A 12,763-nucleotide genomic window follows, 5' to 3' on the forward strand; every position below is an offset into this window, starting at 1 on the left:
TTCGATGGCCGAACCGATGCTGATTGCACGCCGCAATACGACTGAATGCCACATGTTGCCAGCCTTAGCCAACCGCCACGGTCTCATCACGGGGGCTACTGGAACAGGCAAAACAGTCACGCTGCAAACACTCGCTGAAAGCTTCTCCAAAATCGGCGTGCCCGTGTTCATGGCAGACGTGAAAGGCGACTTGGCCGGCATCAGTCAGCCTGGCAACATTCCTCCTAAGCTTGCAGCCGCCATCCAAGAACGTGGCCTGCCCACCCCAGTGCCTATTGGCTGCCCCACCACGCTGTGGGATGTGTTTGGCAAGTCGGGGCATCCCGTACGCGCCACCATCACCGACATGGGGCCGCTTTTGCTGGGCCGCATGCTCAACCTGAACGACACACAAGCTGGTGTGCTCAACATGGTCTTCAAAATCGCGGATGACCAAGGTTTGCTGCTCCTTGACCTCAAAGACCTACGCGCCATGCTGCAATATGTGGGCGAGCACGCACGCGACTTCACCACCGAATACGGCAACGTGAGCGCCGCCAGCATTGGCGCCATTCAACGCGCCTTGCTAGAGATTGAAGCCCAAGGCGGTGATGTCTTTTTTGGCGAGCCCATGCTCAACATCCAAGACTTCATGCAAACCGATGCGCGTGGCATGGGCGTCATCAATTTGTTGGCCGCCGACAAGCTGATGAACGCTCCACGCCTGTACGGCACGTTCTTGCTGTGGATGCTCTCGGAGATGTTTGAACAGCTGCCAGAAATTGGCGACGTCGAGAAGCCTAAGATGGTGTTCTTCTTTGACGAAGCGCATTTGCTGTTCAACGAAGCGCCCAAAGTGCTGCTGGAGCGCATTGAGCAAATGGTGCGCCTGATTCGCTCCAAGGGCGTGGGCGTGTACTTTGTCACCCAAAACCCGCTGGACGTGCCCGAAACCGTGCTGGGCCAGCTGGGCAACCGCGTGCAACACGCTTTACGTGCCTTCACACCTCGTGACCAAAAAGCTGTCAAAGCCACTGCGCAGACCATGCGCGGTAAAGAGGGCCTAGACATTGAAAAAGCGATCACCGAGCTGGGCGTAGGCGAAGCCTTGGTGAGTTTGCTGGATGCCAAAGGCCGCCCGTCCGAGACGGAACAGGTCTATGTGTTGCTGCCCGGCAGCCAACTTGGCCCCATCACCCCAGAGCAACGCCAGGCCTTGCTGGCCAATTCGTTGGTGGCTGGGGTGTATGAACAGACCTTGGACCGTGAATCCGCTTATGAACGCCTCAAAGGTACTGCGCCTGCAGCTGGTGGTTCGCCCTCAACAGCTGGGGCTTCTGCAGGAACCGTATCCGACCCCGCTGGTCAAGCACCAGCACAAGCCACTGTGACAGACCAAGTGCTCTCTGGCTTGGGCGACGCGTTGTTTGGTTCCACCGGCCCGCGTGGCGGTCAACGCCAAGGCTTGGCGCAAATGATGGTCAAGTCTGCCGTGCGCAACATCGGCTCGGCTGTGGGCCGCGAGATTGTGCGTGGGGTGATGGGCAGTATTTTGGGTGGGCGCAAGCGCTAAGCCGATATCGACAGCCCAATGAAAAACGCCGCCTGTGGCAACACAGACGGCGTTTTTGTTTCAACAGTTGAGCCAGCAACCGAGCGACAAGCTTAGCTTGCCGCTTGCTCCTCAGAAGCCGTGTGCTCGCCCTTCGCGGCCTTTTCCTTCTTAGGCAAAGGTGTGATGTCGAGCAGCACTTCTTCTTTGTCGTCAATGTCCACGCTCAAGCGGCCACCATCGGTGAGGCGACCAAACAGCAGTTCGTCGGCCAAAGCCTTGCGAATCGTGTCTTGGATGAGGCGTTGCATAGGGCGTGCGCCCATGAGTGGGTCAAAGCCCTTCTTGGCCAAGTGCTTGCGCAGCGTGTCGCTGAAGGTAACTTCGACTTTCTTCTCAGCCAACTGGCCTTCGAGTTGCAGCAAGAACTTGTCGACCACGCGCATGATGACGTTTTCGTCCAAGGCCTTGAAGCCCACGATGGCGTCCAAGCGGTTGCGGAACTCTGGCGTGAACAAGCGCTTGATATCGCCCATTTCGTCGCCCGCAGCGCGAGGGTTGGTAAAGCCAATGGTGGCCTTATTCATGGTCTCGGCGCCCGCATTTGTCGTCATGATGAGGATGACGTTGCGGAAGTCCGCCTTGCGGCCGTTGTTGTCGGTCAGCGTGCCGTGATCCATCACCTGCAACAGCACGTTGAAGATATCGGGATGGGCTTTTTCAATCTCATCCAGCAACAACACGCAATGCGGCTTCTTGGTCACTGCTTCGGTCAGCAAACCGCCTTGGTCAAAGCCCACATAGCCGGGAGGCGCGCCAATCAGGCGGCTCACAGCGTGGCGCTCCATGTACTCAGACATGTCAAAGCGCACCAAATCGATGCCCATGATGTAGGCCAACTGCTTGGCCGCTTCGGTCTTGCCCACGCCTGTGGGGCCGCTGAACAAGAACGCACCAATCGGCTTGTCAGACTTGCCCAAACCTGAGCGAGCCATCTTCACAGCAGACGCCAGCACTTCGAGTGCTTTGTCTTGACCGAACACCACGCTCTTCAAATCACGCTCAATAGTCTGCAGCTTGCTGCGGTCGTCGTTAGACACATTGGCGGGCGGAATGCGCGCAATCTTGGCCACAATGTCTTCAATCTCAGCTTTGCCAATGGTTTTCTTGCGCTTAGACGCCACCAAGATGCGTTGTGCCGCACCTGCTTCGTCAATCACGTCAATCGCCTTGTCTGGCAATTGGCGGTCGTTGATGTACTTGGCGCTCAACTCAGCAGCGGCTTGCAGCGCAGCCACGGCGTACTTGACGTTGTGGTGCTCTTCAAAGCGCGACTTCAGGCCTTTGAGAATGTCCACGGTTTCAGAAACAGTCGGCTCGACCACGTCTACCTTTTGGAAACGACGGCTCAAAGCAGCGTCTTTCTCGAAGATGCCACGGTATTCGGTAAAGGTCGTTGCGCCAATGCACTTGAGCTGACCACTCGACAACGCAGGCTTCAACAAGTTAGACGCATCCAACGTGCCGCCCGAAGCAGCACCCGCGCCAATCAGCGTGTGGATTTCGTCGATGAACAAAATCGCGTTGGGCTTGCTCTGCAAGTTTTTGATCACGCCCTTCAAGCGTTGCTCAAAGTCGCCACGGTATTTGGTACCGGCCAGTAATGCGCCCATGTCGAGTGAATACACGATGGCTTCGGACAAGATCTCTGGCACAGCACCTTGGGTGATGCGCCATGCCAAACCTTCGGCAATCGCGGTTTTACCCACGCCAGCCTCGCCCACCAACAATGGGTTGTTCTTGCGGCGACGGCACAGGATTTGAATCGTGCGCTCCACCTCGTACTCGCGGCCAATCAGCGGGTCAATCTTGCCGTCTTTGGCCGCTTGGTTCAGGTTTTGGGTGAACTGCTCGAGTGGTGAAGCCTTCTCGTTCTTTTCAGAAGTTGCACCGCCCTCTTCCTGCTCGGCTTGGCTTGACTCATTGCCTTTGACGGCTTCAGGTGGGTCACTCTTTTTAATGCCGTGGGCAATAAAGTTCACCACGTCCAAGCGTGTCACGCCTTGTTGGTGGAGGTAGTACACAGCGTGTGAGTCTTTCTCACCAAAGATCGCTACCAGAACGTTTGCGCCAGTTACTTCTTTTTTGCCATTGCCTGTGGACTGCACATGCATGATGGCGCGTTGAATCACGCGCTGAAAACCCAGCGTTGGCTGTGTGTCCACCTCTTCAGTGCCCGACACCTGTGGGGTGTTGTCAGCGATGAAGTTAGAGAGGGACTTACGCAAGTCGTCGATGTTGGCTGAACAAGCACGCAGCACCTCAGCGGCGCTGGGGTTGTCCAGCAAAGCGAGCAGCAAGTGCTCGACGGTGATGAATTCGTGTCGTTGTTGACGGGCCTCGACAAAGGCCATGTGCAAGCTGACTTCTAGTTCTTGGGCAATCATGTGTTTTCCTTCGGTGCTTGCATCTGAGATTCAAATGTATATGGAAACAAAACCCGTTTATTCAATAGGCCTGTTTGTTTAGTGCAAACGATAGGTGCTTTTTTGAACTGAGGCTTATTCAATGGGCTCAGCCACGCACTGCAAGGGGTGGCCAGACTTGCGGGCCGCGTCCATCACCTGGTCTACCTTGGTGGCGGCAATGTCTTTGCTGTACACGCCGCACACGCCTTTGCCGTCCAAGTGGATTTGCAACATGATTTGCGTGGCTTGTTCGCGGTCTTTGCTGAAAAACTCTTGCAAGACCATCACCACAAACTCCATGGGCGTGAAATCGTCATTGAGCATCAGCACCTGAAACATCTGCGGCGGCTTGGTGCGCTGCGTGATGCGCTCTAAAACGACCGATCCGCCATCGTCACGGTCGGGCAGTTGGACTTTGGGAGTGGGTTTTTTAGTTGGCATTAGGTCATTCTATCGAGGCACGAAAGCACTCATGACCTCGGATACAGTCTCACGCATGAAACGCGCTTTGCTGCCCCTCCTCTTTTCTGGCTTGGCTTTCTCGGCTTTGGCCCAGGACACCCCCCAAACCAACCTGCCCCGCATCAAGCTGCAAGCAGGCATGTTTCAAATCGACACGCAAGTGGCGCAAACAGAGGCACAGCGTCAGACGGGCCTGATGTTTCGCAAAGAGATGCCGCAACACGAAGGCATGTTGTTTGTGTTTGAGCAAGCCGCCACACAGTGTTTTTGGATGAAAAACACCCTGCTGCCGTTGACTGCTGCTTTTGTGGCGGATGACGGCACCATCGTGAATTTGGCAGACATGAAGCCGCAAACCACCGATTCACACTGCTCTGAAAAGCCGGTGCGTTTTGTGCTGGAAATGCACCAAGGCTGGTTTACCAAAAAGGGACTGAACGCTGGCAGCCGCTTGCGTGGCGTTGTGTTTAAGCCCTGAACGCTTGCGCCCGCCCACAAAAAAGCCGCCTATCCAGGCGGCTTTTTGACATTTCAACGGGCCTCACAGCCCGCCAAAACAAGCTGAATTAAGCGAAATTGCTTTCAGCAAAAGACCAGTTCACCAAGTGGTCGAGGAAAGTCTCAACGAACTTAGGACGCATATTGCGGTAGTCGATGTAGTAGGCGTGTTCCCATACGTCCACGGTCAACAAGGCTTTGTCGCCAGTGGTCAACGGAGTGCCGGCAGCGCCCATGTTGACGATGTCCACAGAACCGTCGGCCTTTTTGACCAACCATGTCCAGCCAGAACCAAAGTTGCCCACGGCGCTCTTGACGAAGGCTTCTTTGAATGCAGCGTAGCTGCCGAATTTGGCGTTGATGGCTGCAGCCAATGCACCTGTGGGTTCGCCGCCGCCTTGTGGCTTCATGCAATTCCAAAAGAAGGTGTGGTTCCAGATTTGGGCTGAGTTGTTGTAAACACCGCCGCTGGACTTCTTGATGATTTCTTCCAGGGCCATGCCTTCAAACTCGGTACCTTTTTGCAGGTTGTTCAAGTTCACAACGTAGGCGTTGTGGTGCTTGCCATGGTGAAACTCGAGAGTTTCTTGGCTGTAGTGAGGGGCCAATGCATCGATGGCGTAAGGCAGTGCGGGGAGCGTGTGTTCCATGAAGTCCTCTTGTGTAAAAACGTGAATTGTAAAAACTAAATGCGTGTGGGTGCAGCAACCCGTAATTCAACCACGCCATCGGCAAGGGTTGCATCCAAAGCTTGGCCTTCTGAGGTCTGCGCCACCGAGGTGATGGCTTGGCCATCGGCATCGCTGAGCCACGCAAAACCACGTTGCAGCACCAATTTGGGGTCAAGCAGTTCCAGGCGCAACGCCGCGCGGTGCAAGCGTTCGCGGGCTGTGGCGGGGGTTTGCTGCACGCCACGGGCTAGGCCGCTGGTGAGTGTGGCCAGTTCGTTGTGGCAGCGTTGGGTGCGAGTTTGCACGGCTTGGCCCAGACGCTGCTGCAGGCGCAAGAGCTGCATTTTTTCAGTACTCAGACCTTCAGACGGGCGGCCCAAACGGGCTTGGGCGCGGTCTAGGCGTTGCTCTTGGGTGTCAAGCTGGCGGTGCGCGATGGTTTGCAGGGCATTGCCCCACAGCTGCAGGTTGGACAACAACTCCGCGTGCGGCACCGCGCACATTTCGGCGGCAGCGGTGGGCGTAGGAGCACGCAGGTCGGCGCAGAAATCGGCAATGGTGAAGTCGGTTTCGTGCCCCACGCCGCTGATGATCGGCACAGGGCTGCTGACGATGGCTCTTGCCAAGTTTTCGTCGTTGAAAGCCCAGAGGTCTTCCATCGAACCGCCGCCACGCACCAGCAAGATGACGTCGATGTTGGGCTGCTGGCTGAGCTGCTGCAAGGCTTGCACCAAGGTGGGCGGCGCATCTGGACCTTGTACCAAGGACGGCGCAAGCACCACAGGGATGTGTGGCACACGGCGTTGCAAGGCCGTGGCCACATCATGCAAGGCTGCGGCGCCCAGTGAGGTGACCACACCAATGCCACGCGGCATGGTTTTGAGGGGACGTTTGCGCTCGGCGTCAAACAGGCCTTCGGCTTCGAGCTTGGCTTTGAGTTTTAAAAACTGCTCAAACCACGCGCCCTGCCCCGCACGGCGCATGTGTTCGACCACCATTTGCAGCTCACCACGTGGCTCATATACACCCAAACGGCCCTTGATTTCGACCAGTTCGCCGTCCACAGGACGAAAGTCGAGCATTTGGGCGGCACGTTTGAACATGGCGCAACGCAGCTGCCCGCTTGCGTCCTTGAGAGTGAAGTAGCAATGCCCGCTGGCCGCGCGTGTGAAGCCAGAAATCTCGCCCCGAACAGCCACGGGGTTAAAACGACTGTCCAAGACGTCAGCAACGGCGCGGCACAGGGCACCAACTGCCCAAATGCGTGGCGCCAAACCTAGCGATTCCGAGGGTTGCATTGAAGACTCATCCACAAAAAATATTTCCAGATCGTTTTAAACAATAAACTGAGAAAATCACCAACCTGCGTAGCAAGTCTTTGATTTAAAAGAGATTTTTAACGCCCATTTTTCGATCATTTTGTTGAATCGCCCCATTCATGCGGCATCTGAGGGGGGGTAGCAAAGCTTATCCCCAAAGTTATCCACAGATCATGTGGATGGGCCGCTAGGCCATAATTGGCACACACAAAATTCTCTGGAGTGTTGGCTTTGTTCACCATCATACAAGCGGCTGGCTGGCCGATTTGGCCCCTTTTGATCTGCTCTGTCGTGGCATTGGCCTTGGTCATCGAACGCATGATGAGCCTTCGCCCCCACCTGGTGGCCCCTGAAGGCTTGCTGGAGCAAGCGCTCAAAGCCTCCCACGACAACCTGCCATCGGAAGAAGCCATGCAGCAGTTGCACGACCACTCTGTGTTGGGCCGCATTTTGGCTTCTGGCTTGCACGCCATGAAAGACGAGCCGCTGATCAGCGCCGAAGACTTGCGCTCCAGCATGGAATCTGCTGGCCGCAAAGCAGCGCATGAGTTGGAAAAGCATTTGGTGGCCTTGGCCACTATTGCTTCAGCCGCGCCACTCTTGGGTTTGCTGGGCACAGTCATTGGCATGATTGATATTTTTGGCTCGCAAGCCCCAGGCACCAGCAACCCCGTGCAACTGGCACAGGGCATTTCGATTGCGCTGTACAACACGGCATTTGGTTTGATCATTGCCATTCCCGCCTTGATGTTCTGGCGCTACCTGCGTGGCAGTGTCGATGCGTATGTGCTGGGCTTTGAGCTGGATGCCGAGCGCTTTATGCGCCACTTGCTCGCCATGCGCGCACGTTTGAAATAACCGGCGCCACACCATGGCCATGAAATTTCATCGCGAGAAAAGCCCCGAACCCGAGATCAACCTGATCCCGTTCATCGACATTTTGTTGGTGGTGGTGATTTTCTTGATGCTCTCCACGACTTACAGCAAATTCACCGAGTTGCAGCTGAATTTACCCGTGGCCGATGCCGCAGCACCGCAAGAGCGACCGCATGAGGTGGTGGTGTCCATCAACAGCGAAGGCCAGTTCAGCGTGAACCGCAACTTGGTCAACACCCGCGATGTACAAGGCCTGAGCCAAGCGCTGGCCCAAGCCACCCAAAGCATGGACAGCCCTATGATCATCATCAGTGCTGACGCACAAGCCAGCCACCAATCGGTGATGATGGTGATGGAGGCGGCTCGCCGCAATGGTTTGAACCAACTCACCTTCGCTGCCCAGTCGTCCGGCGGCAAAGCCGACTGACGCCATGAGCGGCGACCGCAGTACGACTGAGACAGCCCCAACTTTGAGGCAAACACTAAAGCAGACGCTGAGCCAAGCTTTGATGCACGCTTGGAACGGTCATGGTGCTGATCGCTCGAATGCATTGGGCCAAGTGTTGGTCTTTTTTTTACTCCCCATCAGTTGGTTGTTTGCAGGTCTTGTGGCGATTCGCCGCAGGCTTTATCAACACGGTTTTTACAAACAGACCACCTTGCCCGTGCCCGTCATCGTGGTGGGCAATGTGATGGTGGGAGGCGTGGGCAAAACACCCATCACCATGGCCTTGGTCAACCACTTGAAAGCGCAAGGCTTGCGCGTGGGCGTGTTGTCCCGCGGCTATGGCCGCAAAACATCCAGCACGCTGGCTGTGTCACCTAAAAGCCAATTACAGAACGTGGGCGATGAGCCTTTGCTGATTGCCCGCAGCTGCCAAGTGCCCGTGTTTGTAGGCAACAGCCGTGTGGATGCAGGTCGAGCGCTGTTGAGTTTGCACCGCGATGTGCAAGTGCTGGTATGTGACGATGGCCTGCAACACTGGCCCTTGGCCCGCGACCTAGAGCTGTGCGTGTTTGACGAACGCGGCGTGGGCAACGGCCACTTATTACCCGCTGGCCCGCTGCGCGAGACGTGGCCGCGCCAAGCGCTGAGCCCCAATGTGCCTTGCTGGGTCTTGAGAACATCAGGCGAAGCAGGCCCGAACGAATTTGCTGTGCAGCGCCATTTGGCTGACTATGCGCTGCAAGCCGATGGCACCCAACGCTCGTTCAGCAGCTGGTGGGACACGCCCGTGCAAGCCTTGGCGGGCATTGCCAAGCCTGAGGTGTTTTTTGCCATGCTGCGCGAACAAGGCATGAATGTGGCGCATACCCAAGCCTTGCCCGACCACGCGGATCTACAAGCTTTGCACATCGACACCTCACAAGGCGATGTGCTCTGCACCGAAAAAGATGCGGTCAAACTCTGGGCACATCACCCACAAGCGTGGGCTGTGCCGCTACACACCACCTTACCCCCCGAACTCTTGGCCGCGATTGACGCGCACCTCGCAGCCGTACAACACGCAAAGTTATCATCACCCCATGGACACCAAACTGCTTGAACTCTTGGTCTGCCCCGTGACCAAAGGCCCCCTTGAATACAAACGCGACACGCAAGAGCTCATCTCACGCAGCGCGCGCTTGGCTTACCCCGTGCGCGACGGCATTCCTGTGTTGCTCGAAAACGAAGCCCGCCCCCTGACCGACGCCGAGCTGGAAGCCTAAATGTCGTTTTGCGTTCTCATTCCAGCGCGCATGGCGTCATCGCGTTTGCCTGACAAACCACTCGCCGACATTGCCGGTTTGCCCATGGTGGTTCGCGTGGCGCAACGCGCCAAACAGTCTGCCGCATCACGCGTGGTGGTGGCGGCTGACGACGCCCGCATCGTGGCTGCCTGCCAAGCGCATGGCATTGATGCCGTGTTGACCCGCACCGACCATCCTTCTGGCAGCGACCGTTTGGCCGAAGCCTGCGACTTGCTGGGCCTGCAAGACACCGATGTGGTGGTGAACGTGCAAGGCGATGAGCCCCTGATTGACCCCGCTTCGATTGACGCCGCCGCCCAGCTGCTGCAAACACGCAGCGACTGCAGCATGAGCACCCTCGCCCACGCCATTGAGAGCGTGGAAGACTTTGCCAACCCCAATGTGGTGAAAGTGGTGCTCGATGCCCGCAACACCGCGCTGTACTTCAGTCGTGCACCGATTGCTTGGTGGCGTGATGGATTCGCGCAAGGTATCACCACACTCCCAAGTCCCGCGCCGCTGCGCCATGTGGGCCTGTATGGCTACCGCGTCGGCTTTTTGCGCGAGTTCCCCAAACTGGCGCAAGCGCCGATTGAGGTGACCGAGTCGCTCGAACAGCTGCGTGCCATGTGGCACGGTCACCGCATTGCGGTGCACATCACCGACCATTCCCCAGGCCCCGGCGTGGACACGCCCGAAGATTTGGCGCGTGTGCGTGCGCTGCTAAGCCAAGCAGCGTAAGGGTTTCGAAGGGAAGCCCGTGATATCCTCGAGTAAGTAATAAAACGTAGACCATTAGGACCAAGCATGAGACTGATTTTGTTGGGCGCCCCCGGTGCCGGTAAAGGTACACAGGCCACCTTCATTTGCCAAAAATACGGCATCCCTCAAATTTCCACCGGCGACATGTTGCGCGCCGCTGTGAAAGCAGGCACACCACTGGGCATCGAAGCCAAAAAAGTGATGGATGCAGGTGGTTTGGTCAGCGATGACCTCATCATCAATTTGGTCAAAGAACGCATCACGCAAGCCGATTGCGCCAATGGTTTCTTGTTTGACGGTTTCCCACGCACCATTCCACAAGCCGACGCCATGAAGGCGGCTGGCGTGAAGCTGGACTACGTGTTGGAAATCGATGTGCCGTTTGATGCCATCATCGAGCGCATGAGCGGCCGCCGCTCACACCCTGCTTCTGGGCGTACATACCACGTCAAGTTCAACCCCCCCAAAGTGGATGGCAAAGACGACGAGACGGGCGAGCCTTTGGTGCAACGCGCCGACGACCAAGAAGAGACGGTCAAAAAGCGTTTGGACGTGTACAACGCCCAAACCCGTCCTTTGGTGGACTACTACTCTAGCTGGGCCAAGGCCGACGCTGCTGCTGCACCGAAGTACCGCGCCATCAGCGGCACAGGTTCTGTGGAAGAAATCAAAGAACGCGCGTTCCAAGCCCTCGCCGCTTAATTCGCGTCGAGCATCACGCTTGTAAAGAAAAGCCGCTCTGTCGAGCGGCTTTTTTGTTGGCGACTTGTTTTGACTATGTTTGCTGCGCCACAAGATGCATCAACAAAGCCACGCGAGCCTGCACAGCCGTCAAGCCCCCCGCATGTGGTAACACATCAACCTCACGCGACTGCACACCGCCCTGAGCACAGCGCGACGCACGCAACACCTGCGCACCCTGCTTTTGCGCGTCCAGCAAAGCAGCTTCTAAGTCGTGGTGCAAGGTGCCATTGCCCGTGCCAGCCACCACCCAACCCTGCGGCGCATCGTGTGCCGTCAGCGCGCGTACCAAGCGGCCATCGGCGCCTGTATGGTTGAACACCAGCTCCACACGCGGCCAGTGCTGGCAAGCCACCACCTGCGCCACGCTAGGCACACGTAACACGGCGGGGTGCATCACACCCGCTTGCGAGGTGAATGGGTTGCGCTGGTGGCTATGACTTTTTTGCACAGCATTGCCCGCATGCACTTGGCCTGCGCACACCACCGACACACCTGATGCCGCGGGCTGTTGCACCCAAGTTAAAGCGTCTTTGAGGTTGCCGGGGCCATCGCTGTCAGGCGCATTGGCGGGCAACATGGCGCAGGTGATGGCCACGGGCTTGGTGGGCTGCAAGACGGCTTGCAAAAAGTAGGCGGTTTCTTCAAGTGTGTCAGTGCCGTGGGTGATGACCACGCCTTGCACATCGTCTTGTTCTGAGTAGTGCGACACACGAGCCAACAGGCTTTGCCACACCGCAAAAGACATGTCTTTGCTGTCGATTTGGGCCACTTGTTCGCTCAACAGCTCAACGCCATCATGGGCAACGCCTTGCAATAAATCAGCCACGGCCACTTGGCCAGCCGTGTAGGTTTGAGGCTTGGCGGCATCGCTTGCCAAGCCCGCAATCGTCCCGCCTGTGGCTAAAACAACGATTTTTTTAGTTTTTTTTGCATTCATAGCTTGCCAAACTCAAAAAGCTGGTTAAAAATACAGTTACTGGATGTGTAAACAGTTGCACACCGCAAGACACACATTGTGCAGGAGTCGAACCGATGATTGAAATGCCAAAACTAACCGCCCGTCAGCAACAGATTCTGGAGCTTATCCAGTCTGCCATTGCCAACACCGGTTCGCCCCCTACTCGTGCAGAAATTGCCGCAGAGCTTGGCTTCAAATCGGCCAACGCCGCTGAAGAACATTTGCAAGCCTTGGCCCGTAAAGGCGCCATCGAACTGGTGAGCGGCACCTCTCGCGGCATTCGCCTCAAGGGTGGCAACCAACGCAGCTACCAAGAAAGCAGTTTCAGCGCTTCGCCCTCAGGCTTCTCTCTGCCGCTCGTGGGCCGAGTCGCTGCTGGCTCACCCATCTTGGCGCAAGAGCATGTGGACCAAACTTATTTTGTAGAAAGCAGCTTGTTCCAACGCAAGCCCGACTATTTGCTGCGTGTGCGCGGCATGTCCATGCGCGACGCAGGCATCATGGACGGCGACTTGTTGGCTGTGCAATCCACACGCGACGCCAAAAACGGCCAAATCGTGGTGGCCCGCTTGGGCGAAGACGTGACTGTTAAGCGCTTTCGCAAAACCGCCAGCCACATTGAGCTACTCGCAGAAAACCCCGACTTCAAAACCATTGTGGTCGAACCTGGCGAGCCCTTTGAAATTGAAGGTTTGGCCGTTGGCCTGATCCGTAACACCATGATGATGTAAAGAAAGAACGAC

The 12,763-nt window shown here is 56.8% G+C and carries 14 protein-coding genes; 9 read left to right on the forward strand and 5 right to left on the reverse strand.

The window, feature by feature from the left end; genetic code table 11:
- Positions 1 to 4: 4 nt before the first annotated feature.
- Positions 5 to 1,552 (forward strand): helicase HerA-like domain-containing protein, encoded by a 1,548-nt coding sequence (locus tag LINBF2_RS06430; RefSeq protein WP_281887604.1) that lies wholly within the window; start codon positions 5 to 7, stop codon positions 1,550 to 1,552.
- A gap of 92 nt (positions 1,553 to 1,644) precedes the next feature.
- Here the strand turns inward: LINBF2_RS06430 and clpA are convergent, their stop codons facing one another.
- A complete protein-coding gene (clpA, locus tag LINBF2_RS06435) occupies positions 1,645 to 3,978 on the reverse strand; it encodes an ATP-dependent Clp protease ATP-binding subunit ClpA (RefSeq protein WP_281887606.1) in 2,334 nt (777 codons plus the stop codon).
- 114 nt (positions 3,979 to 4,092) lie between these two features.
- Positions 4,093 to 4,440: an ATP-dependent Clp protease adapter ClpS gene (gene clpS, locus LINBF2_RS06440; protein WP_104797375.1), complete on the reverse strand. Its 348-nt coding sequence runs from the start codon at positions 4,438 to 4,440 to the stop codon at positions 4,093 to 4,095.
- Between the two features lie 55 nt (positions 4,441 to 4,495).
- On the opposite strand from clpS, the gene LINBF2_RS06445 reads away from it, so the two are divergent.
- A complete protein-coding gene (locus LINBF2_RS06445; RefSeq protein WP_281891296.1) occupies positions 4,496 to 4,939 on the forward strand; it encodes a DUF192 domain-containing protein in 444 nt (147 codons plus the stop codon).
- A gap of 88 nt (positions 4,940 to 5,027) precedes the next feature.
- On the opposite strand, the gene LINBF2_RS06450 is transcribed toward LINBF2_RS06445, so the two are convergent.
- Both LINBF2_RS06450 and xseA read right to left on the reverse strand, forming a co-directional pair.
- Complete coding sequence (locus LINBF2_RS06450) at positions 5,028 to 5,609, reverse strand: Fe-Mn family superoxide dismutase (protein ID WP_104797373.1); 582 nt, start codon at positions 5,607 to 5,609, stop codon at positions 5,028 to 5,030.
- 35 nt (positions 5,610 to 5,644) lie between these two features.
- Entirely contained in the window at positions 5,645 to 6,928 is a 1,284-nt protein-coding gene (gene xseA / locus LINBF2_RS06455) for an exodeoxyribonuclease VII large subunit (RefSeq protein ID WP_281887610.1), read from the reverse strand.
- 252 nt (positions 6,929 to 7,180) lie between these two features.
- Here xseA and LINBF2_RS06460 point away from each other — a divergent pair, with 252 nt between their 5' ends.
- The 6 genes from LINBF2_RS06460 (at position 7,181) to adk (ending at position 11,020) form a co-directional block, all read left to right on the forward strand.
- Entirely contained in the window at positions 7,181 to 7,807 is a 627-nt protein-coding gene (locus LINBF2_RS06460; protein ID WP_281887612.1) for a MotA/TolQ/ExbB proton channel family protein, read from the forward strand.
- 19 nt (positions 7,808 to 7,826) lie between these two features.
- Positions 7,827 to 8,252 carry a biopolymer transporter ExbD gene (locus LINBF2_RS06465; RefSeq protein ID WP_281887614.1) on the forward strand — a complete coding sequence of 142 codons (426 nt, stop codon included), beginning with the start codon at positions 7,827 to 7,829 and terminating at the stop codon, positions 8,250 to 8,252.
- Between the two features lie 82 nt (positions 8,253 to 8,334).
- Positions 8,335 to 9,372 carry a tetraacyldisaccharide 4'-kinase gene (lpxK, locus tag LINBF2_RS06470; RefSeq protein ID WP_281887616.1) on the forward strand — a complete coding sequence of 346 codons (1,038 nt, stop codon included), beginning with the start codon at positions 8,335 to 8,337 and terminating at the stop codon, positions 9,370 to 9,372.
- Entirely contained in the window at positions 9,353 to 9,535 is a 183-nt protein-coding gene (locus tag LINBF2_RS06475; protein WP_104797371.1) for a Trm112 family protein, read from the forward strand. Before lpxK ends, LINBF2_RS06475 begins: the two co-directional genes overlap by 20 nt.
- Complete coding sequence (gene kdsB / locus LINBF2_RS06480; RefSeq protein WP_281887619.1) at positions 9,536 to 10,297, forward strand: 3-deoxy-manno-octulosonate cytidylyltransferase; 762 nt, start codon at positions 9,536 to 9,538, stop codon at positions 10,295 to 10,297.
- A 66-nt stretch (positions 10,298 to 10,363) separates the two neighbouring features.
- Positions 10,364 to 11,020 carry an adenylate kinase gene (gene adk, locus LINBF2_RS06485; RefSeq protein ID WP_281887621.1) on the forward strand — a complete coding sequence of 219 codons (657 nt, stop codon included), beginning with the start codon at positions 10,364 to 10,366 and terminating at the stop codon, positions 11,018 to 11,020.
- A gap of 73 nt (positions 11,021 to 11,093) precedes the next feature.
- Here adk and LINBF2_RS06490 read toward each other — a convergent pair whose 3' ends face one another.
- On the reverse strand, positions 11,094 to 11,999 hold the full coding sequence (locus LINBF2_RS06490) for an asparaginase (protein ID WP_281887622.1): 906 nt from the start codon (positions 11,997 to 11,999) through the stop codon (positions 11,094 to 11,096).
- 95 nt (positions 12,000 to 12,094) lie between these two features.
- Between LINBF2_RS06490 and lexA the strand changes: the two genes are divergently transcribed.
- Positions 12,095 to 12,751, forward strand: coding sequence for a transcriptional repressor LexA (gene lexA / locus LINBF2_RS06495; RefSeq protein WP_104797367.1), 657 nt, complete (start codon positions 12,095 to 12,097; stop codon positions 12,749 to 12,751).
- Positions 12,752 to 12,763: the final 12 nt, after the last annotated feature.

The sequence above is a fragment of the Limnohabitans sp. TEGF004 genome (genome assembly GCF_027924965.1).
Lineage (GTDB): Bacteria > Pseudomonadota > Gammaproteobacteria > Burkholderiales > Burkholderiaceae_C > Limnohabitans.